The sequence below is a fragment of the Acinetobacter sp. FDAARGOS_515 genome (assembly GCF_003938865.1).
GTDB classification, from domain to species: domain Bacteria; phylum Pseudomonadota; class Gammaproteobacteria; order Pseudomonadales; family Moraxellaceae; genus Acinetobacter; species Acinetobacter ursingii.
Window position 1 is genome coordinate 186,296 of the sequence record NZ_RKIX01000003.1, and the last position, 21,548, is coordinate 207,843.

17 protein-coding genes and 1 pseudogene are annotated in these 21,548 nt (G+C 41.0%); 12 read left to right on the plus strand and 6 right to left on the minus strand.

From position 1 onward, the window contains the following. Positions 1 to 62: 62 nt before the first annotated feature. Together rpmA and rplU are read right to left on the minus strand one after the other, a co-directional pair. Positions 63 to 320, minus strand: a complete 258-nt coding sequence (gene rpmA, locus EGS47_RS02460; RefSeq protein WP_004929519.1) for a 50S ribosomal protein L27 — start codon at positions 318 to 320, stop codon at positions 63 to 65. A gap of 18 nt (positions 321 to 338) precedes the next feature. Next, positions 339 to 650 (minus strand): 50S ribosomal protein L21, encoded by a 312-nt coding sequence (gene rplU, locus EGS47_RS02465; RefSeq protein WP_004664501.1) that lies wholly within the window; start codon positions 648 to 650, stop codon positions 339 to 341. A 440-nt stretch (positions 651 to 1,090) separates the two neighbouring features. Here rplU and sdsA point away from each other — a divergent pair, with 440 nt between their 5' ends. The 8 genes from sdsA (at position 1,091) to EGS47_RS02505 (ending at position 11,793) form a co-directional block, all read left to right on the plus strand. After that, positions 1,091 to 2,068, plus strand: a complete 978-nt coding sequence (gene sdsA, locus EGS47_RS02470) for an All-trans-nonaprenyl-diphosphate synthase (RefSeq protein WP_004990385.1) — start codon at positions 1,091 to 1,093, stop codon at positions 2,066 to 2,068. A gap of 12 nt (positions 2,069 to 2,080) precedes the next feature. Next, the gene (locus tag EGS47_RS02475) at positions 2,081 to 4,135 is read left to right on the plus strand and encodes a site-specific recombinase (protein WP_004990389.1); all 2,055 of its coding nucleotides are present in this window, start codon (positions 2,081 to 2,083) and stop codon (positions 4,133 to 4,135) included. A 190-nt stretch (positions 4,136 to 4,325) separates the two neighbouring features. Then, the gene (locus EGS47_RS02480) at positions 4,326 to 4,964 is read left to right on the plus strand and encodes a phosphatase PAP2 family protein (protein WP_004990390.1); all 639 of its coding nucleotides are present in this window, start codon (positions 4,326 to 4,328) and stop codon (positions 4,962 to 4,964) included. Next, positions 4,961 to 6,229, plus strand: a complete 1,269-nt coding sequence (locus tag EGS47_RS02485) for an AdeA/AdeI family multidrug efflux RND transporter periplasmic adaptor subunit (protein ID WP_035272001.1) — start codon at positions 4,961 to 4,963, stop codon at positions 6,227 to 6,229. Before EGS47_RS02480 ends, EGS47_RS02485 begins: the two co-directional genes overlap by 4 nt. Positions 6,230 to 6,241: 12 nt before the next feature. After that, entirely contained in the window at positions 6,242 to 9,421 is a 3,180-nt protein-coding gene (locus EGS47_RS02490) for an efflux RND transporter permease subunit (RefSeq protein WP_125269140.1), read from the plus strand. Next, on the plus strand, positions 9,421 to 10,872 hold the full coding sequence (gene adeK, locus EGS47_RS02495) for a multidrug efflux RND transporter AdeIJK outer membrane channel subunit AdeK (RefSeq protein ID WP_004990394.1): 1,452 nt from the start codon (positions 9,421 to 9,423) through the stop codon (positions 10,870 to 10,872). The genes EGS47_RS02490 and adeK overlap by 1 nt, the downstream gene beginning before the upstream one ends. A 98-nt stretch (positions 10,873 to 10,970) precedes the next feature. Continuing rightward, positions 10,971 to 11,321 carry a YbjQ family protein gene (locus EGS47_RS02500; protein ID WP_004990395.1) on the plus strand — a complete coding sequence of 117 codons (351 nt, stop codon included), beginning with the start codon at positions 10,971 to 10,973 and terminating at the stop codon, positions 11,319 to 11,321. A gap of 10 nt (positions 11,322 to 11,331) precedes the next feature. Continuing rightward, positions 11,332 to 11,793, plus strand: coding sequence for a YbjQ family protein (locus tag EGS47_RS02505; protein WP_119686502.1), 462 nt, complete (start codon positions 11,332 to 11,334; stop codon positions 11,791 to 11,793). A 32-nt stretch (positions 11,794 to 11,825) separates the two neighbouring features. Here the strand turns inward: EGS47_RS02505 and EGS47_RS02510 are convergent, their stop codons facing one another. Both EGS47_RS02510 and EGS47_RS02515 read right to left on the minus strand, forming a co-directional pair. Continuing rightward, positions 11,826 to 12,632: an SDR family NAD(P)-dependent oxidoreductase gene (locus EGS47_RS02510; RefSeq protein ID WP_125269141.1), complete on the minus strand. Its 807-nt coding sequence runs from the start codon at positions 12,630 to 12,632 to the stop codon at positions 11,826 to 11,828. 25 nt (positions 12,633 to 12,657) lie between these two features. After that, positions 12,658 to 13,332 (minus strand): hypothetical protein, encoded by a 675-nt coding sequence (locus EGS47_RS02515; RefSeq protein ID WP_125269142.1) that lies wholly within the window; start codon positions 13,330 to 13,332, stop codon positions 12,658 to 12,660. 250 nt (positions 13,333 to 13,582) lie between these two features. Here EGS47_RS02515 and EGS47_RS02520 point away from each other — a divergent pair, with 250 nt between their 5' ends. From EGS47_RS02520 to EGS47_RS02535, 4 genes and pseudogenes are all read left to right on the plus strand, one after another. Next, the gene (locus tag EGS47_RS02520) at positions 13,583 to 16,486 is read left to right on the plus strand and encodes a valine--tRNA ligase (protein WP_125269143.1); all 2,904 of its coding nucleotides are present in this window, start codon (positions 13,583 to 13,585) and stop codon (positions 16,484 to 16,486) included. A gap of 88 nt (positions 16,487 to 16,574) precedes the next feature. After that, a complete protein-coding gene (locus tag EGS47_RS02525; RefSeq protein ID WP_228274804.1) occupies positions 16,575 to 17,012 on the plus strand; it encodes a helix-turn-helix domain-containing protein in 438 nt (145 codons plus the stop codon). Positions 17,013 to 17,172: 160 nt separating this feature from the next. Further along, positions 17,173 to 18,360, plus strand: a pseudogene (locus EGS47_RS02530) (ammonium transporter). A gap of 152 nt (positions 18,361 to 18,512) precedes the next feature. Continuing rightward, a complete protein-coding gene (locus tag EGS47_RS02535; RefSeq protein ID WP_004990405.1) occupies positions 18,513 to 19,277 on the plus strand; it encodes a hypothetical protein in 765 nt (254 codons plus the stop codon). 144 nt (positions 19,278 to 19,421) lie between these two features. Here EGS47_RS02535 and EGS47_RS02540 read toward each other — a convergent pair whose 3' ends face one another. After that, complete coding sequence (locus tag EGS47_RS02540) at positions 19,422 to 20,741, minus strand: ATP-binding protein (protein WP_026039880.1); 1,320 nt, start codon at positions 20,739 to 20,741, stop codon at positions 19,422 to 19,424. Positions 20,742 to 20,761: 20 nt separating this feature from the next. Beyond that, on the minus strand, positions 20,762 to 21,436 hold the full coding sequence (locus EGS47_RS02545) for a DNA-binding response regulator PmrA (RefSeq protein WP_004990411.1): 675 nt from the start codon (positions 21,434 to 21,436) through the stop codon (positions 20,762 to 20,764). Between the last annotated feature and the right edge of the window lie 112 nt (positions 21,437 to 21,548).

Here is a 21,548-nt window from a genome sequence, read left to right on the forward strand (position 1 = left end):
CCAAGTAGTGGCTTTAAACATAAAAAAACCCGCAAGATGCGGGTTTTTTAAACTATTAAAACTTATACAGATTCAACAGTTACATAGCGACGGCCAAATTGACCTTTCACTTCAAACTTTACTACGCCATCAGCAGTAGCAAATAAAGTATGGTCACGACCCATACCTACGTTAGCACCAGCGTGGAATTCAGTACCACGTTGACGAACGATGATGTTACCAGCAGTTACTGATTGACCACCGTAGATTTTAACACCTAACATTTTAGGATTCGAATCACGACCGTTTTTAGTCGATCCACCAGCTTTTTTAGAAGCCATGTCTATTACTCCTCGTGATTAGCCTGCAATACCCGTAATTTTCAACTCGGTAAACCATTGACGGTGACCTTGTTGTTTACGGTAGTGTTTACGACGACGCATTTTGATGATGCGGATTTTGTCGTGACGACCATGACCAACCACTTCTGCAGTTACTTTTGCGCCAGCAACAACTGGAGCACCGATTTGAATGCTATCACCATTTACAACCATTAATACGTCATCAAACGTAATAGTTGAGCCAGTTTCAGCTTTCAACAATTCAACTTTAAGGGTTTCACCCTCAACTACACGGTGCTGTTTACCACCGCTTTGGATTACTGCGTACATAACGTACTCCAACCAAGCCCGTGTCGTCGTGTCGATAAAGGGATATATCGATCTTAAAACGAACGCCACTGGGATGTATAAGGCGAAAGATTTTAAGGGATAACTGGGCAAACAACAAGTATTTTGATGCAAAATTACGCAAGCTAAAACAAAAAATAAGAAGAAAGACAGTTAAGCTTTATGATCGGCTGAATCAATCTAGTATTTCGTTTGAATATGTGTAAAATCGCAAATAAGGTTTAAAAACAAATTGCTACTATAAAACCACTCAACATGGAGCTTCTCCCTATCGCTGGCTAGACAATATTTAACATCAAACGTTCATACCGTTGTATCGGTCGGTATGAAAACTTGTGTTTTGTCATTCATTTGAGTTTAAGATTTTATAGCTTTAAATCCATTGAGCAAATTACCAATATATTGATGAGGTTTCCTTTCATATGGCCATCGACTTTAAGCAAGATATACTCGCGCCTGTAGCTCATGACTTTGCTGTGATGGACACATTTATTAATGAAGGAATTACCTCAAAAGTCGCTTTAGTCATGGCGGTTAGTAAACATGTAGTCGAAGCTGGCGGTAAGCGTATGCGCCCCATCATGTGTTTGCTGGCAGGTCAGGCATGTGGCGTTCAAGACTTAGAACATCATCGTAAATTGGCTGCGATCATTGAAATGCTGCATACCGCGACGCTAGTACATGACGATGTTGTGGATGAGTCAGGCTTACGTCGTGGCCGCCCAACAGCCAACGCAACGTGGAACAATCAAACGGCGGTTTTGGTAGGTGATTTTTTAATCTCCCGTGCTTTTGATTTATTGGTCGATCTAAACGACATGGTCTTACTCAAGGACTTTTCAACAGGAACCTGTGAAATTGCTGAAGGTGAAGTGCTACAACTTCAGTCGCAACATGACCCTGAAACTACAGAAACAACCTATTTAAATATTATTCACGGTAAAACTTCCCGACTATTTGAACTGGCCACCGAAGGCGCAGCGATTTTAGCCAATACCCCCCAATATCGTGAGCCATTACGTCATTTTGCCGGTCATTTTGGTAATGCTTTTCAGATTATTGATGATATTTTGGATTACACTTCTGATGCAGACACCTTAGGTAAAAATATCGGTGATGACTTGATGGAAGGCAAACCCACGCTACCATTGATTGCCGCGTTACAAAAAACCACTGGCGAAGAACATGACATTATTCGTAAAAGTATTTCCACAGGTGGCATCACACAACTTGAGCAAGTCATCCAGATTGTGCAAAATTCGGGGGCTTTAGAGTATTGTCGCGCCCGTGCTGAACAAGAAACACAAGCTGCGCTTGATGCTTTAAATCAATTACCAGATAGTGAGGCGCGTCAAGCACTTACCAATCTGACTTTAATGGCTTTACATCGGATTCAATAATCTCTTTTGCCTATGCATATAAATTTATCTGATCTTTACATTCAAATGCAGCAACAGCTTGATCAAACTCAGGCTGTTTTAGATGAACATATTATTATTGAGCTGATCAATCGTATTCGTCCAAGCGACAGCAAAGATCAAGATGAAATCAATGATAAGTTTGAGGCATTTGTCGAGTCTTTACTGATCGGACCTAACGCCGCCAACACCTTACAAAGCTTTTTATTACGCCTAATCAATCAATACAAACAAACCAGCTTATATGCCGACAGCGGCATATTGTCTTTAGATGGTTTTTGGAACCAGCTAGTCAAACGTCTTGGCGCACATTTTCTCCCTTTAATTCAGGATGACCATGACCTGAGTACATTGATTGGAAAGGTATTTCATCAACGTAGTGACAAATATTGGCTAAATGCGATTGATGAAAAGCACTGGTATGCTCTTTTTGAAATCATTGGGCAAAGTAATAGCAATATCGATGAAAAACGTGCCATTCAGGATCAAATGATTAAAGCCATTACGGTTTTATCTTACCGTATCAGTGGTATTGGCTTATATCCAGAATTTATTAATGCGCAGCCTGAACTGACCGAATATGAATCGCCTTTTTTAGTGCAAAATCGAGAAGTGATCGATTTTATTGAAAAATTTAAAAAGCAGCATTATACCGGTCACGAAGTTGCAGTGCTTGAACCGCCTGATGCCTCTCAAGCCTTTGTTATGTTTGAGCAATGTCGGGAAGTTGTACTTAAAATACGACGAGCCACCAAACGGATCGGTGTCAGTCTGAGTCTGACTTATTTATTGTCCTTGCTTGAGCAATGTCTGGATCGAATCGAGTTACTTTTAAATATTGTGGTGGGTGATGCCCAAATTCGTTATCTCTCGCTGGGCGAATTTCTAGAAAATATTACAGAAGCACATTATAGTGAAAAAAGCGTACGCTCACTGATGACCACAAACAGTGAGTTAATCGCCTTACAAGTGACAGAAAACGCCAGCCGTACTGGTGAACACTATGTAAGTACCGATAAAAAAGGTTTTTTTGAAATGTATCGGGCCGCCGCAGGTGCAGGTGTGATCATTGCCATCATGGCAACACTGAAAATATTGGCCGCACGACTCACCCTCGCCCCCATGATGCATGCCTTTATTTATAGTATGAACTATTCATTGGGCTTTGTTCTGATTCATGTTTTGCATTTTACGGTTGCGACAAAACAGCCTGCCATGACTGCGGCTGCGCTTGCTTCGACTGTACAACAACGCAAAGGTTCAAGAACGGCTCAAATTGCAGAACTGGCAGCCCTAATTATCAATATTATCAGGACACAGTTTGTTGCGATTTTAGGAAATATTTCTATCGCCATTCCTACGGCCGCCATCATTACTTATCTGTGGCAATACTTTTTGGATGAACCATTACTCAATCATGCAAAAGCCAATATCGTACTGCATAGTTTGAACCCTTTTACCTCGCTGGCTATTCCCCATGCCGCTATTGCTGGTGTGTGTTTATTTTTATCAGGCTTGCTGGCGGGTTATTTTGACAATATGGCTATCTATCGTAAAGTCGGCCCACGGTTGAAAGCACACCAACGGTTGGCAAACTGGATGGGTCAAGAGCGCCTCAATAAATTTGCCGACTACATCCAACGTAATCTTGGTGCGCTTTCGGGTAACTTTATTTTCGGGATTATGCTCGGGAGTATGGGAACCATAGGCTTTATTTTAGGTTTACCTCTAGATATCCGACATATTGCGTTTGCTTCTGCCAACTTTATACAAGGTTTGATGTGTATTAATGGTCCCCCAGATATTGGACTCATTATTGTTTCTTTTTTAGGGGTGTTACTCATCGGTTTGACCAACCTATTTGTTAGTTTTAGTTTGACTATTATTGTGGCTTTGCGGGCGCGTCGTGTACGCTTTGAACAATGGAAACCTTTAGCCAAACTGGTAATCACACATTTTCTCACTCGTCCTAGTGATTTTTTCTGGCCACCCAAACAGCCTCTTGAAGTGGATGATGGTACAGCCAAGTCAGGATCTGCATCACACTAGCGACGGTTCTAAATAATGAAGAAAATGTGCCAAAATTCACTTAAAATTGTTATATTTGTGTGCTGATAGTTAAATATTTTCAAAAAAGAAATTAGTATAAATAACCTAGTCTTGAAAAAAAGTGTACTGGCGAGTACACTTCATAACCATATTCCAACCGATAAGCTTGGTTAAACTGAAGGTTGTAAGTATGCCCTACCTAATACTCTGTATTGGTTGCATTTTATTTTTGTTGAGTGTGTTTGGTTTATACTCTCCCGTCATCTCAGGATTTGATCTACATGCAATTCAAATCCTGAATGAACACCGAAATAAAACGCTCAATCAAATTGTAATTACTTTAGCTTATTTAGGTGGCATGCCTTTTGTATTATTTTTTACTATGGTCTGGTGTTTAGTCTGCGCATGGTATAAAAAATACTCAACACTCATCTTCATTTTAATAGGTGTGAGCGGAAGTATTGTTTTAGGATGGTTATTAAAGTGGTGTTTTAATCGGCCCAGACCACCAGAAGTCTATCAGCTGGTGGTCAACTATGGCGCATCATTTCCCAGTGCTCATAGTGCCTACGCGGCTACTCTTGCCAGTTTAGTCATCTTGATTTATCAAAATCATCCTAAAAGATCATATTTCCTAGTGGTTTCCTGTTTTTGGCTGCTTAGTATGGGGCTCTCAAGAGTGTATGCAGGTGTTCATTATCCTACAGATGTATTAGCGGGTTGGAGTATCGGTTTTATTTGGATCTCACTGCTTTGGTTGTGGAAACAAAGCAAGTTGAACAACAACAAATTATTTTTAGATAAAGCTCTAAATGAGGTGAAACAATGATGTCTGCAAAGCTTTGGGCTCCAGCCCTTACTGCTTGCACATTAGCAGCAAGTATCGCACTTGTTGGCTGTAGCAAAGATCCAAAAGATGCGCAGCAAGCTGGTGCAGCTCAGCAAATGCCCCCGACTGAAGTGGGTGTGCTTGTCGCACAACCACAAAATGTTGAGCAAAAGGTTGAGCTTTCTGGGCGTACAACAGCCTATCAAATTTCTGAAGTGCGTCCTCAAACGAGCGGTGTAATTCTGAAGCGGTTATTTACAGAAGGAAGTTATGTTCGTGAAGGTCAGTCATTGTATGAGCTGGATTCAAGAACAAATCGTGCGACTTTAGATAACTCCAAAGCAGCATTGTTACAACAGGAAGCGAATCTAAACTCACTAAGAACCAAAATGAATCGTTACAAACAACTGGTTTCGAGTAATGCGGTTTCTAAGCAAGAATATGATGATTTAGTTGGACAAGTGAACGTTGCAGAAGCTCAAGTTGCTGCGGCTAAAGCGCAAGTTAAAAATGCTGAAGTCAATTTTGGATATTCAACCATTCGTTCACCTATTTCTGGTCAATCAGGACGTTCTTCGGTAACGGCTGGTGCATTAGTCACTGCGAATCAGACAGATCCACTGGTGAAGATTCAACAGCTAGATCCAATTTATGTTGATATCAATCAGTCAAGCGCTGAATTGTTACGTTTACGCCAACAATTAAGCAAAGGAAATCTGAATAACAGCAACAATACCAAAGTCAAAATCCGCCTTGAAGATGGTTCAACTTATCCAATTGAAGGTCATCTCGCTTTTTCTGATGCCAGCGTAGATCCAGATACAGGTACGGTGACTTTACGTGCTGTATTCTCAAATCCAAATCATTTACTGCTTCCTGGTATGTATACGACTGCTCAGATCACTCAAGCCGTGATTCCTAATGCTTATCTGGTTCCGCAACAAGCCGTTACACGTACACCAACTGGTCAAGCAGTTGCCATGTTGGTCAATGCAAATGGCGTAGTGGAACCGCGTCAAATTGAAACAGCAGGTACTAATGGTACCAACTGGATTGTGACCAACGGCTTAAAAACTGGCGATAAAATTATCGTTGACGGTATCGCAAAAGTGAAAGAAGGTCAGCAGGTTTCTGCAAAACCTTATCAGGCACCAGCGCCGCAAGCAGGTGATCAACCACAAAATCCAAAAGCAAATGCAGAAACACAAAAGTCAGCTGATCAAAATAAAGCTCAACCTGAACAGAAAGCTGCTTCAAATGCATAAGGGGTAGAGTGAATGGCTCAATTTTTTATTCATCGCCCCATCTTTGCGTGGGTGATTGCATTGGTCATTATGTTGGCAGGGATTATCTCTCTGTCAAAAATGCCAATTTCACAGTATCCAACGATTGCGCCGCCCAAAATCTCGATTTCGGCGACGTATCCAGGTGCATCTGCTGAAACCATTGAAAACTCAGTGACACAGGTCATTGAGCAACAGTTAAATGGTTTGGATGGTTTACGTTATATCAGCTCTCAGAGTTTATCTAATGGTAGCGTTGCCATTGATGTTAACTTCAATCAAGGTGTCGATGCCAACATCGCGCAGGTTCAGGTTCAAAACAAACTGCAAACTGCCACAGCATCTTTACCTGAAGTGGTACAACGTCAAGGGATTACCATTAAGAAATCGGGCGCTAGTTTCTTTCAGGTCGTTGCATTTTATTCACCCGATAATTCTCTATCTGGTGCAGATATTAAAGATTATATTAACGCCAACATTAAAGACCCACTGAGCCGTGTCCCAGGTGTCGGTGAAGTACAGGTCTTTGGTGGTCAGTATTCGATGCGTATCTGGCTCGACCCTGCAAAACTAAATACCTACCAACTTACTCCTATTGATGTATCAAATGCAATTAAGGCACAAAATGCTCAGGTTGCAGTTGGTCAGGTTGGTGGTGCACCTGCTGTAGAAGGTCAAACCATCAATGCCACAATCAACGCTCAAAGTCTGTTACAGACACCAGAACAGTTCCGTAATATTTTCCTGAAGAATACTTCATCTGGTGCTCAGGTACGTTTAGGGGATGTAGCTCGCGTTGAATTAGGCTCGGAAAACTACCAGTTCAACTCAAAATATAATGGTAAAGAAGCAGGTGGTATTGCGATTCGTCTTTCAACAGGTGCAAACGCACTCGATACTGCGAACAACGTACAGACTGCTTTAGACAAACTTCGTCCCAACTATCCGGCTGGATTTAAAGATGAAATTGCGTTTGATACCACTCCATTCGTCAAGCTATCGATTGAAAACGTAGTTCATACATTGGTTGAAGCAATCGTACTGGTATTTATCGTGATGTTCTTGTTCTTACAGAACTGGCGCGCGACGATTATTCCAACACTTGCAGTGCCTGTTGTTGTATTGGGTACATTTGCAGTCATTAATTTGTTTGGGTTTACCATCAACACACTTACCATGTTTGCCATGGTTCTCGCGATCGGCTTATTGGTCGATGATGCGATCGTCGTAGTGGAAAACGTTGAACGAATTATGCAGGAGGAACATCTTGAACCTGTACCTGCAACCGAAAAATCAATGCAACAGATCTCTGGCGCTCTTGTGGGTATTACTAGCGTCTTAACAGCAGTATTTGTGCCGATGGCTTTCTTTGGTGGAACAACAGGGGTCATTTATCGGCAATTCTCGATTACGCTAGTGACAGCCATGATCTTCTCTTTGTTCATCGCGCTGACCTTTACTCCTGCGCTTTGTGCAACATTCTTGAAGCAGCACGATCCAGATAAAAAACCAAGCAATAATATTTTTGCACGCTTTTTTAGATGGTTTAACGAGAGTTTCGACAAACTTTCTTCTAAGTATCAAAATGGTGTCAATCATATGACACATCATAAAATATTCTCAGGGATATTCTATGCAGTCATTATTGCTATTTTTGTCTTAGTGTTCCGTAATTTACCAAGCTCGTTCCTACCCGATGAAGATCAGGGTGTGATCATGACACTGGTACAGTTACCTCCGAATGCTTCATTACAAAGAACAGATAAAACGCTTGATACGATTACTGATTATTTTATTGATCAGGAAAAGAAAAGTGTTGCTTCTATCTTCACCGTATCTGGCTTCTCATTTACAGGTCAGGGACAAAACCAAGGCTTGGCATTTGTTCGCTTAAAAGACTGGGCAGATCGTACATCAGATGACACTCAAATTGGTGCGATTGTTGGTCGAGCCATGCGCTTGAATGGCATGATTCAAGATGCCTCCATGATCTTCCCATTACAATTGCCAGCCATGCCTGAATTGGGTGTGAGTCAGGGTTTTGACTTCATGTTGAAAGACGTGGATGGTCAAGGACATCAAAAACTGTTACAAGCTCGAAATACCATACTGGGTCTTGCATCCAAAGATTCACGTTTGACCGCAGTACGTCCAAACGGTATGGAAGATACACCACAATACCAAATTGAAATTGATCAGGCGAAAGCTGGTGCCATGGGCGTTAGTCTGGCAGATATCAATAACACTATGAGTATTGCCTGGGGGAGTAGCTATGTAAACGACTTCCTCGACCGTGGTCGTATTAAGAAAGTCTATATGCAAGGCGAAGCCGCTGCACGAATGATGCCTGAAGATTTGGATAAATGGTATGTGCGTAATAGTGCGGGTACGATGGTTCCTTTCTCAGCATTTACCACAGGTCACTGGAGCTATGGTTCACCGCGTTTAGAACGCTATAACGGTGTATCATCCATGAACATTCAAGGTTCACCTGCCCCTGGCGTGAGTTCTGGTGAAGCGATGCAAGCCATGGAAGACATCATGCAAAAACTTCCATCTATGGGTCTTTCTGGATTTGACCATGAATGGACAGGACTTTCTTTAGAAGAACGTGATTCTGGTCAATCAGGAACAGCTGTTTATGTTCTGTCTTTGCTGATTGTATTCTTGTGTCTTGCCGCGTTATATGAAAGCTGGTCAATTCCGTTTTCAGTAATGCTAGTGGTGCCATTAGGTGTATTAGGTGCCGTACTCCTCACCTACTTTGGCTTCCATGTTCTGCATAATCCAAACCTTTCCAATAACATCTACTTTAGGGTAGCGATCATTGCCGTGATTGGTCTATCCGCGAAGAATGCGATCTTGATCGTTGAGTTTGCCAAAGAGTTACAGGAAAAAGGTGAGGAATTATTTGATGCGACCATGCATGCTGCAAAAATGCGTTTACGTCCCATCATTATGACCACACTTGCCTTTGGCTTTGGTGTACTCCCACTTGCAATTTCTTCAGGTGCGGGTGCAGGAAGCCAGCACTCTGTTGGTTTCGGTGTACTCGGCGGCGTACTCAGTTCAACACTTTTAGGTATTTTCTTTATCCCTGTATTTTTTGTATGGATTCGTAGTATCTTTAAGTACAAACCAAAAACCCCAAATAATCAGGAGCAAACATCGTGATGCAAAAAGTATGGTCTATTTCGGGTCGTAGCATTGCGGTATCTGCACTTGCGCTTGCTTTGACTGCTTGTCAAAGCATGCGTGGCCCAGAACCAGTGACAAAGGCCGATATTCCTGGAAGCTATAGTTATGGCGCTTCAGGTACATCTATTGCAGAACAAGGCTACAAAGACTTTTTCTCTGACCCTCGCTTATTGCAAGTGATTGAGTTGGCTCTAGACAATAACCGTGATCTTCGTACGGCGACTTTGAATATTCAACGCGCGCAGCAGCAATATCAAATTACTGAAAACAATCAGTTACCAACTATTGGTGCAAGTGGTAGTGCTGTTCGTCAAGTCACACCGACTCGTGATCCAAATAATCCTTATTCCACCTTTCAGGTCGGTTTAGGGGTGACCTCTTATGAGTTGGATTTTTGGGGACGTGTTCGTAGTCTAAAAGATGCAGCCCTCGATAATTATCTCGCGACACAAAGTGCGCGTGATGCGACACAAATTAGTTTGGTCAGTCAGGTGGCTCAAGCTTGGTTAAGTTATTCTTTTGCTAGTGCGAATTTGAAACTGGCTGATCAGACCTTAAAAGCTCAACTTGATTCATATAATTTGAACAAAAAACGCTTTGATGTCGGGATCGATAGTGAAGTTCCATTACGTCAGGCGCAGATTTCTGTTGAAACTGCACGCAATGATGTAGCGAACTATAAAACCCAAATCGCGCAAGCACAAAACTTGTTAAATTTACTGGTCGGGCAACCTGTTCCACAGAACTTACTGCCAAATCAACCTGTTAAATCTGTAACACGTCAAAATTTATTTGCGACGGGCTTACCAAGTGACTTGTTGAATAATCGCCCTGATGTAAAATCTGCGGAATATCAATTGAGTGCCGCTGGTGCCAATATTGGTGCAGCAAAAGCAGCATTATTCCCGACGATTAGCCTTACAGGTTCGGCAGGTTATGCGTCTGCTGAATTGAGTGATTTGTTTAAATCTGGCTCAGGTATGTGGTCAATTGGACCAAGTATTAACCTGCCAATCTTTGATTGGGGCACTCGTCGCGCGAACATCAAAATCTCTGAAACAGATCAGAAAATTGCATTGTCTGATTATGAGAAATCAATTCAGTCAGCATTCCGTGAAGTTAACGATGCATTAGCCACACGTGCCAATATCGGAGATCGTATCTCTGCGCAACGTCGTCTGGTGGAAGCAACCAATACAACTTATAACTTATCTAATGCCCGCTTCCGCGCTGGTATTGATAACTACTTAACGGTATTGGATGCACAGCGCTCATCTTACTCAGCAGAACAAGGCTTATTGTTACTTGAACAAGCCAATTTGAATAATCAAATTGAGCTTTACAAGACTCTGGGTGGTGGTGTTAAAGCCAATACTACAGATACTGTTGTTCATCAGCCATCAAGTGCTGACTTGAAAAAACAGTAATTCTCAATAGTTTGACTAAGCTCACTTCGGTGGGCTTTTTTATTGCATCTATATGACTTTTTTTATATCTTCATAACACCATTTTTAAAAATAAGTATATGTTATTAAGTAATTTAGAAAGTATGCCAGGTTACCTCATCACACAACAACTTGATGTCGTGTACGGAAGCACTGTTCGTAGTAAACATGCGGGACGCGATTTGCTTGCAGGTTTAAAAAATATCGTGGGCGGTGAACTCACCGCATATACAGAGCTTCTGGAGGAATCCCGTCAGGAGGCTATGCAACGTATGATTGCTAAAGCTGAGCAATTAGGTGCAAATGCAATTGTAGGAATACGTTTCTCGACATCGAACATTGCACAAGGTGCATCCGAACTTTTTGTGTATGGTACAGCCGTGATTGTGCAACCTCATGCACCCAAACTCCCCGATCCTTTTAGTTCTTAAGGCATAACTGATGGAAAATCTTATTTTTCAGGTTGTTCTTTTTTTGATTCTTTGTGCTATTGGATGGGGTTTTGGTCGGTATTTTGAACGAAAACACTGGCGTGAACTTGAGCAGAAAGAGCAGCAACTTGCTCATATTTGCATTGATAGTAATCGCTTTGTCTATAGTGAATTATCAGGTCAATTTATTTCAAGTAATGTTGTGATTTCTCATGATTATTTTAAATACATCATTGCCAATATCCAGAATTTTTTAGGGGGTCGGCTCACCAGTTATGAAACCGTAGTCGATCGTGCACGAAGAGAAGCCATTGTCCGACTTAAACAAGAAGCTGTTCGTCACGGCGCAGATAAAATCATGGGACTACGTTTAAGTACCACGGAACTCGGTATGCAAGGCGGTATGGTCGAAGTATTTGCTTATGGAACAGCTATTTTTGCTAAAACTACAACAGAACAATCAAGAAGTTGAGAGCAACTTCTTGATAAAACCAAATAAAGCTATTATTTCACTTTCATTTTACGAATCATTTTATAAAGTAAAGAAGGAGCTAAGCGAGAGATTAAAACACCTAGTTTTTCTTTAGTCCCCCCGACTACAATATATTCCTGTTCCTGCATAAGCGCCTTCACCACTTCCTGCGCAAATTCATCGGCTTCCAGTCCATTCTCAATTGCTTCATCCTGATGACCTTGTGGCTTTCCTTCGCCATTAAGCGCATTAAAAGACACATTGGTTTTAACAAAGCCTGGAAAGATCACCGAAACTCCTACGCCAAACTGCGCAATTTCAGCACGTAAGCTATTCGCCCACATATGAATCGCTGCTTTAGCTGCCGAATAACTGGCGCGATATTGAGTGCCTAACAAACCCGCTACACTAGACACAAAGGCAATTCGACCTGATTTTTGCTGAATAAATGTCGGAAGTACGGTTTTAGTCAGATAAACTTGTGAAAAATAATCCACCTCCATAATCGCGCGTTCAGTTTGCATAGTGGTGTCCTGAATGAGCGCGCGTTGACTCAATCCTGCATTGTTAATGAGCCAGTCAATTTTTCCTTTTTCTTCGAGCACTTGTACATAGGCATGGCGAATTTGAACTTCGTCGGTAATATCCGCAGCAATTGAAAGATGTCGTTCAGGTTTAAATAAGCTGATTCTGACATTTTCAAGTTCATCGTATCGGCGCGTGGTTAAGATAACCTGCGCTCCCTGTAATGCACATTCACGTGCCAAAGCTTTGCCTAAACCCGATGATGCCCCAGTAATCCAGACGACTTTATTTTCAAGTGTTGTTAACTTCGCCATGTTTATTTCCTTATAAATAATGAAACTATGTTTCTTTTTGCATAAAAATCAGAAAGTGTTCAATATATTCATTTGCTGTGCTTGAATCAATTTTTTCACCCAATTTTTCAAGACGTTTGTATCCTAAATGCGTGGTCATCTTAATCACACCATTAAGGGTTTTATCGACAACCAAATTAAATTTGAGCAGTTTCTTAGGCTTACGAATAAGACTGGTAACCCCTTCGTCCACAATCTGAGTCAGTACCTGAAATGCCTTAGGCACATAACTCATCTGCCCTTCGCGCACTTTTTCAATATGTGCAAAAGCTTCTTGAACCAAGGATGGATCTAATTCATAACGAACATAAATTTGTCGATTATGCTCACTTAATAAATCTGAAAAATAGTTAACTAGCGGTATTAATCGTTCATTGCTAAAAAAAGAAACAGACCACGGCATATATTTACGCATAGTCTCTAAAACCTGTTGAACTACTTTTTCTGATTCTGCGACATGCTTTTGCGCATCTACACTATTCTTTTGCTTTTGTTGATATAACAAATCGGCAAAGACCTGCTCAATAATTTCACAGGCAATTTCAGATAAGACATTCCCCAATGCCTTAGACTGACTTTGTTCAGCGCCCAAATTTAATTGGGTACGAATATTTTCAAAACGACCATGTGTCGCTTCATTAATTTTAAAAAAACTGCATATCCCATTGCATCATCCCTAAATTCCTAACATCTTCTGTAGCTTGTTTTTATAGACCAGTGAAACATTGATCTGATGTAAATTTAACAAGTTTCGATCAAAACATAAACTTTTTTACTGACTCTACAGATTACTTTTGCACCAAAATAGATAACAATTTTTTAGCCCAATCCAATCTGATCGTAACACGCCATTTTGATTGTTTTTTTGCTACAATAGATGCAATTTTTTATACACTTTTGACTTTTAAATTATGTCTGACGCAAACTCTCCATCTGCTCAAAACATTGCGACCACTTACGATCCGACTGAGATTGAAAAAAAGTGGTATCAAACTTGGGAACAACAAGGTTACTTTAAGCCATCTGGTCATGGTGAATCATTCTGTATCATGATTCCACCACCCAATGTCACGGGTAGCTTGCATATGGGACATGGTTTTAATAATACCATCATGGACGCTTTGACCCGTTACAACCGTATGATGGGAAAAAATACCTTATGGCAACCGGGAACGGATCATGCAGGTATCGCTACGCAAATGGTGGTTGAGCGTCAATTGGCCGCGCAGAATGTAAGTCGTCATGACTTGGGTCGTGAGCAATTTATCGACAAAGTCTGGGAATGGAAAGAGCAATCTGGCGGCACCATTACCAAACAAATTCGTCGTTTGGGTTCTTCGGTTGACTGGTCGCGTGAACGCTTTACCATGGACGAAGGTTTATCTAATGCGGTCAAAGAAGTCTTTGTTCAACTGCATGAACAAGGTCTGATCTATCGTGGCAAACGCTTGGTCAACTGGGATCCAAAACTACAAACTGCCCTATCTGACCTTGAAGTTGAATCGGTTGAAGAAAAAGGCTCATTGTGGCATTTCAAATATTTCTTTGAAGATAAATCACTTAAAACCCAAGATGGCAATGATTATCTCGTGGTTGCAACCACACGTCCTGAAACCTTATTAGGTGATAGCGCAGTTGCAGTCCATCCTGAAGATGAACGCTATGCACATCTAATTGGCAAAAATATCGTATTGCCGATTACTGGTCGTTTAGTGCCTATCGTTGCAGACGAATATGTCGAAAAAGACTTTGGTACTGGTTGTGTCAAAATCACCCCTGCGCATGACTTTAATGACTATGACCTAGGCAAACGTCATGACTTGCCAATTATCAATATCTTCAATAAAAATGCCGAAATTTTGGCTGATTTTGAATTTATTGCCAAAGCAGGCGAACAAATTTCAGCAAGCATTGCTGCACCGACCGACTATATCGGTCTGGAGCGTTTTGCTGCCCGTAAAAAATTGGTTGCACAGGCAGAAGCAGAAGGTTGGTTGGATCAAATTCAACCGTATGACTTGAAAGCACCTCGTGGCGACCGCTCAGGTGTAATTGTTGAGCCATTATTGACCGATCAATGGTATGTCAAAATTGCACCGCTTGCTCAGCCTGCGATTGAAGCGGTTCAAGATGGACGCATCAAATTTGTTCCAGAGCAATATACCAATATGTATATGGCATGGATGAACAACATTCAGGACTGGTGTATTTCACGCCAACTCTGGTGGGGTCATCGTATTCCTGCATGGTACGACGTTGATGGCAACATCTATGTCGGTCGTAACGAAGAAGAAGTCCGTGCCAAACATAATATTGCTGACAATGTGACTTTACAGCAGGACGAAGATGTTTTGGATACTTGGTTCTCATCGGGTCTTTGGACATTCTCCACCTTAGGTTGGACAGGTGATGCTGCCAAAGATAAAGAAAACTATTTCTTGAACACCTTCCACCCAACTGATGTACTAGTCACTGGCTTTGACATTATCTTCTTCTGGGTGGCACGCATGATCATGCTGACCATGCACTTTATGAAGAATGAAGATGGTACTGGACAAGTACCGTTCAAAACTGTGTACGTACATGGTTTGGTTCGTGATGGCGAAGGTCAAAAAATGTCAAAATCTAAAGGGAATGTACTTGATCCTTTAGATTTGATTGACGGGATTGATCTTGAAAGCTTGGTCGCAAAACGTACCTTTGGCTTGATGAATCCAAAACAAGCCGAAAAGATTGAAAAATCAACCCGTAAAGAATTCCCAGAAGGCATTAATGCCTATGGTACAGATGCGGTACGTTTTACCTTCTGTGCACTTGCCAATACTGGCCGTGACATTAAGTTTGATTTAAAACGGGTTGAAGGCTACCGTAATTTCTGTAATAAAATCTGGAATGCGACCCGTTTTGTCTTGATGAATGTAGAAGGTCAAACGGTTGCTCAAGAAGCTCGCCCTGAGCTTTGGGAACTTCCAGAACAATGGATCATCAGCCGTTTGCAAAAAGCCGAACAAGCCGTTCATCAGGCATTTGCAACCTATCGCTTAGATCTTGCCGCGCAAACGATTTATGACTTTATCTGGAACGAATACTGCGACTGGTATGTTGAACTGACCAAACCTGTCCTGAATGATGCAGAAGTATCTTCCGAGCGTAAAGCTGAAGTTCGCCGTGTGTTACTTGCAGTGATGGAAGCATCACTTCGTCTAGCACATCCATTGATGCCGTATTTAACCGAAGAAATCTGGCAAACGCTTGCACCAATGATTGGTAAAGGTGGCGATACGATCATGACGGCGCAATACCCTGTTCCTGAAGCAGCAAAAATCAATGAACAAGCCGAAGCAGATATGCAATGGCTGCAAGGTTTAATTGGTGCAGTGCGTAATATTCGTGGTGAGATGGGCTTGGGTAATGCACGTTTATTACCTGTATTGCTGCAAAATATTTCGGATGCAGAACGTACTCAAATTGAGCGTATTCAACCACTCTTTAAAGCATTGGCTAAAGTTGAAAGTATTGAATTTTTGACGAAAGATCAAGAACCGCCATTATCGTCTTCTAGCGTTGTCGGTCATGCGTCTGTCTTTGTTCCAATGAAAGGTTTGATTGATCCGAAAGCTGAGTTGGGCCGTTTGCAAAAAGACTTAGATAAAGTCCAAAAGCAACATGATCAAATTGCCAATAAACTGGGTAATGAAGGTTTTGTGGCAAAAGCACCTGCTGCTGTAGTTGAAGGTGAAAAAGCCAAGTTGGCTGAATGTGCGGATCAGTTAAGCAAGATTAGAGCGAGTATGGAGCAAATTGCGGCGCTTTAAACGATAATTTGAATAAAAAAGTCCCCTCAATTGTGAACTGCACCCTAAAAGTTGGACACACTTAGTCTAATTTGAAGGGTGCTTTTCTATGGCTAAATATACCAAAGCATTAAAATTAAAAGTTGTGCAACATTACTTATCAGGCTACGGTTATCCAGCAACCTCTAAGTTTTTTGATATTGACAAGGGACTCGTTCGCCAATGGGTAGCTCAATATAATCAAAAAGGTGAAGTGGCTTTTTCTGAAAAACAAATACATCGAGTACTTTCTCTCGAACTTAAACTGGCAGTTATAGAATCGGTTCTAATAGATGGTCTATCTGCTCGGGAAGCAATGATTAAATTCGACCTTAAAAGCCCATCACAGATATTCAATTGGTTGCGTCAATATCTAGAGCACGGTATAGATGGTTTAAAACCAAAGTCTAAAGGGCGACCTAAACTCATGCTTAAACCGAGACTTCATTTACTCATCACTACAAGCACCATATTTGCCCAATATGCACCACAATTATTGAAAAAATGATGAATCACATCCAAACTGGTGCGTTTTTTGCTTAAAGTTTTAAATTATCAAAGCATGATGACTTTGGTTCCTATTTTTTAGATTTACTAAACCATTTTGGTGCATTAACTCTAAAAGTTATGTATTAAAACTGGTTTATAGCACCTATTTTGAGCAAACTATGCAAAATGTAGATCTCTTTTTCTTATTGCTTGGAGCAGTACTCGTCTTAGCCATGCATGCAGGTTTTGCATTTTTGGAATTAGGAACAGTTCGCCATTAAAATCAGGTCAACGCCCTCAGTAAAATTTTGACCGATTTTTCTATTTCAGCAATTGCCTATTTTTTTATCGGCTATTACATCTCCTATGGGCTGCATTTTTTTCACATGGGCACAACGCTTTCGGCAGAACATGGTTATAACCTAATGCGTTGTTTCTTCTTACTGACGTTTGCCGCAGCCATTCCTGCCATTATTTCAGGTGGTATTGCCGAACGAGCCAAGATGCGACCACAAGCGATTGCCACCTTTTTATTGGTTGCTCTGGTTTATCCATTTTTTGAAGGTATTGCATGGAACGGCAATTTTGGTTTACAGAATTGGTTACAAACACATTTTGGTGCGCCATTTCATGACTTTGCAGGTTCAGTTGTGGTACATGCCATGGGTGGCTGGATTGCACTTGCCGCCGTAATTTTATTGGGTGCACGTCATGGTCGTTATAAAAATGATGGTCGTGTCAGTGCGCATCCGCCATCATCTATTCCTTTTCTGGCCTTAGGTTCATGGATTTTAATTGTTGGCTGGTTCGGCTTTAATGTTATGAGTGCCCAGCGCGTCGATGCAATCTCTGGTCTTGTTGCGATTAATTCACTCATGGCAATGGTCGGCGGTACATTGAGCGCAAACTTAGTCGGAAAGAATGATCCAGGATTTTTACATAATGGGCCTTTGGCTGGACTTGTTGCAATTTGTGCAGGCTCAGATGTGGTGCATCCTTTTGGGGCATTGCTGATTGGGTTAATTGCAGGTGTGATTTTCGTTAAATTATTTACTTATACCCAAAACAAACTGAAAATTGATGACGTTCTAGGTGTTTGGCCTTTGCATGGCGTTTGTGGTGTTTTTGGTGGTCTTGCTGTAGGAATATTTGGACAACAATGGCTAGGTGGATTAGGTCATGTTTCTTTTATATCTCAGTTAATTGGAAGTGCTTTGGCTGTCAGTATTGCTTTACTGGGCGGCTTCATTGTCTATGGTGTTTTGAAAATGACGATGGGCATTCGATTGTCACAGGAAGAGGAATTTCAGGGCGCAGATCTTTCTATTCATAAAATTTCTGCGAACTCAGAAGAAGGCATGTTTTAGATCAATTTTTTGATTAACTTTTATATTACCCTAGCGGCTCCACTGAGCCGTTTTTTTATACATAATCATTTAAATTTACTCAACAAATCCCATCGTGACAGCACGTATCAATCCGCCTAGAATAAAAGACAGATGATGACAGGATTATATTGATGGGGAATTTTGCAGACTTCTTGAACGCGTCTATTGATCAACAAAATGAATCGATACAGTCTTATGAGTTCAACGGTCGTAAAGTTTGGTTAAAGAAAGCATCTGAGCGTCATGCACTTTGGTTATACACTCCTTTGAGATGGTTTGCCCGCTTGCTTCAACTAGATGCACTGATTCCGGTTCCTAATCGTGGTGGCAAAGAAGCCATCCAATGTGAATATCAACGCCTTACTGCTCTGAAAAAGTTAGGTATCAAAACGCCACAGGTTTTGGCTGTTTCACATGAAGGTATTTTAATTGAGGATGCAGGCTCCAGTGAGCACGAAGTCGTACAACTAGATCATGCCTTAGCCAGAGCCATCAGCTCTGAACAACGCATCCAACTCTATACCGATGCAATTTTGGCAATTCAATCCATACATGCAAAAGGCAGCTATTTGAGTGAAGCATTTGTCCGTAATATTTTAGTCGATGAGGATCATCAGTTTACCTTTATAGATTTTGAGACAGATCCGGGAGAACTTTTAAGTTTAAATCAATGTCAGGTACGTGATTGGTTATGCTTTATTTTTTCATCGTCATATCGACTTGAACTCACGGAACTTGATCAAGCAAGTGCTATTTTTTATCATGCTTTAAATAACAATAAAAAGGTCTATCGTGACATTTGCAATGTTGGTCATAAATTGCAGTGGATCTTGAGTTTTAAACCTGAAAAATTAGGCAACGACGGCAAACGTATCCAAAAAGTATGTTGTTTTTAAAGAAACTAGAACGCCAAGACCCATTACCGATGATTTAAAACACAGTTGATCCATTTGCTTTGGCTCTGATCAATGCTTTAGTCTCTTGGCATTTTTAAAATCTTTTTAATATTTGGACTTTTAATAGGCTAGCTCTTAAATATCTTAACTTTTTAAGATCTTGGGTAAGCAGACTAAAACACTGAGTCCACCCAATTCTGTACTTTGGGAAAGAATCAGTTGACCACCTAAGCGCTGTGTTGCTTTATCCACAATGGATAACCCCAAACCACTGCCCACTTCCAGATGATGATGTACTCGATAAAAACGTTTTAACACCTGATCATAATATTGAGGATCAATCCCCGCACCACTGTCTTCAATTTGCACACAGGCACAGCTATTCTCATCTTCATAGACGGAAATATTAATCACTCCTGCCACGGGAGTGTACTTAATCGCATTATCAATCAGGTTAAAAATAATCGAATGTACTGTGGGTTCAATACTCACCATTTCAATGTCTTCATTGCGCTCAAAACCCAGATCAATTTCCTTTTCCATTGCTAAATTCATCAATTGCTCAACGCAATTTAAGGCAACATTATTAAGCTGAAAAGTACTGAATCGCTCCAGGCTACTCATTGAGGCATCCTGTTTAGCCAGAGCCAACAGTTGACTGACCAAATGCTGAATTCGCGCGAGTCCTTTACTCAGATTTTGAAAGGCAGCATGATCAGGAAACTGACTGAGTAGAATCTTGGTTTGCAAATTTAAAGCAGTAATGGGTGTCCGTAACTCGTGAGCGGCATCAGCGACAAATTGTTTCTGCTCTTGTTGAGCCGTCGAAATTCGTTCAAACAACCGATTCATTTCATGAATGGTTGGAGAAAGCTCTTCTGGATAATCTTTTTCATGAATAGGCGCTAGATCATTAGAATCACGCTGTATCAATTCAGATTTGAAGTCATCCAAGGGTTTTAAACTACGTCGAATAATACCTGCCAAACCAATCAAGGCAAAAGGCAAAATAATGACATAAGGGAGGAACATACTACCCGCAAGTTCCAACGCCATCACTTGTCTGACTTTTTCTTGCTGACTGATCTGGATTTGAAAATCTTTGGTCGGCATCACATAAGTACGCCAGATGCCATGGTCGGTTTGCTGGGTATAAAATCCAGCATACTTCACAGGAGGAACCAATAAACGGTCTGCATGACTTAAATGACTTTGATCTTTATAAGCCCAAATATCAACAAATAAATCTTCTTCACGATACACACGATCTTTTTCAAAATGACTGACGACTGCTCCATAAGGTTGAGTCGCAGCACGTTTGGCCAAATATTGCATTTGTGCATCAAGAATTTGATTACTTTCCTGCAATGCAATTTTATAAGCTGAAAATATCAGAACACAGCCGAGCAATATACTAAAAATGGACGTGTACCAGATTAAGCGTCGCTTTAAAGAGTAATGCAGGGCCATAATGGAAAAATTCCTTAGCTGTGACCCAGACGATAACCTAAACCACGAATGGTACGGATGAAATCTTTACCCAGTTTAGAACGTAAATGATGCACATAGACTTCAATGGTATTACTGGTGACTTCGCTATCAAAGTCATACAGTTTATCTTCGAGATTTGCTTTGGAGAAAATCTTGTTTGGATGTGTCATCAGTGGAATTAAAATTGCCCATTCACGATTGGAAAGTTCAACTTCCTGACCTTTGACTGTTGCAACATGCTTTTCGATATTTAAAGTCACATCACCACTTTTAAGAATTTGATCCTGACTTGTGGCCTGGGCTTCCTTTCCACTTCGACGTAATAAGGCATGAATACGGGCCAATAATTCATCAAATTCATAAGGCTTAATCAAATAATCATCTGCCCCTTGATTTAAACCATCCACACGATTTTCCAGTTGATCACGCGCTGAAATAATAAGCACAGGAACAGCCGTTTTTTGACGAATCTGTTTAAGCACTTGCATGCCATCCATCATCGGCAAACCGAGATCAAGCAATACCAGATCAAAACTTTGTTTTGAAAGTTGCGATAAACCATCAATTCCGTTATTTACCCACTCCACATCAAATTGATGATACTTAAGCAAAGTGAGCGTAGACTCTGCAATCATGAAGTCATCTTCAATAATCAGGATTTTAGGCATGGTGTTGGCTCACAGCTAATTAGTTTATTATCAGGATTTATATCAGTATGTCATCTGGCTCAGATCTTCATAAGATGTGAAATATCTGAAGTACAATGACTGCGTATCTGAA

Coding starts and splice junctions, on each gene's coding strand:
- rpmA (WP_004929519.1), bottom strand. CDS start 320: ATGGCTTCTAAAAAAGCTGGTGGATCGACTAAAAACGGTCGTGATTCG.
- rplU (WP_004664501.1), bottom strand. CDS start 650: ATGTACGCAGTAATCCAAAGCGGTGGTAAACAGCACCGTGTAGTTGAG.
- sdsA (WP_004990385.1), top strand. CDS start 1,091: ATGGCCATCGACTTTAAGCAAGATATACTCGCGCCTGTAGCTCATGAC.
- EGS47_RS02475 (WP_004990389.1), top strand. CDS start 2,081: ATGCATATAAATTTATCTGATCTTTACATTCAAATGCAGCAACAGCTT.
- EGS47_RS02480 (WP_004990390.1), top strand. CDS start 4,326: ATGCCCTACCTAATACTCTGTATTGGTTGCATTTTATTTTTGTTGAGT.
- EGS47_RS02485 (WP_035272001.1), top strand. CDS start 4,961: ATGATGTCTGCAAAGCTTTGGGCTCCAGCCCTTACTGCTTGCACATTA.
- EGS47_RS02490 (WP_125269140.1), top strand. CDS start 6,242: ATGGCTCAATTTTTTATTCATCGCCCCATCTTTGCGTGGGTGATTGCA.
- adeK (WP_004990394.1), top strand. CDS start 9,421: ATGCAAAAAGTATGGTCTATTTCGGGTCGTAGCATTGCGGTATCTGCA.
- EGS47_RS02500 (WP_004990395.1), top strand. CDS start 10,971: ATGTTATTAAGTAATTTAGAAAGTATGCCAGGTTACCTCATCACACAA.
- EGS47_RS02505 (WP_119686502.1), top strand. CDS start 11,332: ATGGAAAATCTTATTTTTCAGGTTGTTCTTTTTTTGATTCTTTGTGCT.
- EGS47_RS02510 (WP_125269141.1), bottom strand. CDS start 12,632: ATGGCGAAGTTAACAACACTTGAAAATAAAGTCGTCTGGATTACTGGG.
- EGS47_RS02520 (WP_125269143.1), top strand. CDS start 13,583: ATGTCTGACGCAAACTCTCCATCTGCTCAAAACATTGCGACCACTTAC.
- EGS47_RS02525 (WP_228274804.1), top strand. CDS start 16,575: ATGGCTAAATATACCAAAGCATTAAAATTAAAAGTTGTGCAACATTAC.
- EGS47_RS02535 (WP_004990405.1), top strand. CDS start 18,513: ATGGGGAATTTTGCAGACTTCTTGAACGCGTCTATTGATCAACAAAAT.
- EGS47_RS02545 (WP_004990411.1), bottom strand. CDS start 21,436: ATGCCTAAAATCCTGATTATTGAAGATGACTTCATGATTGCAGAGTCT.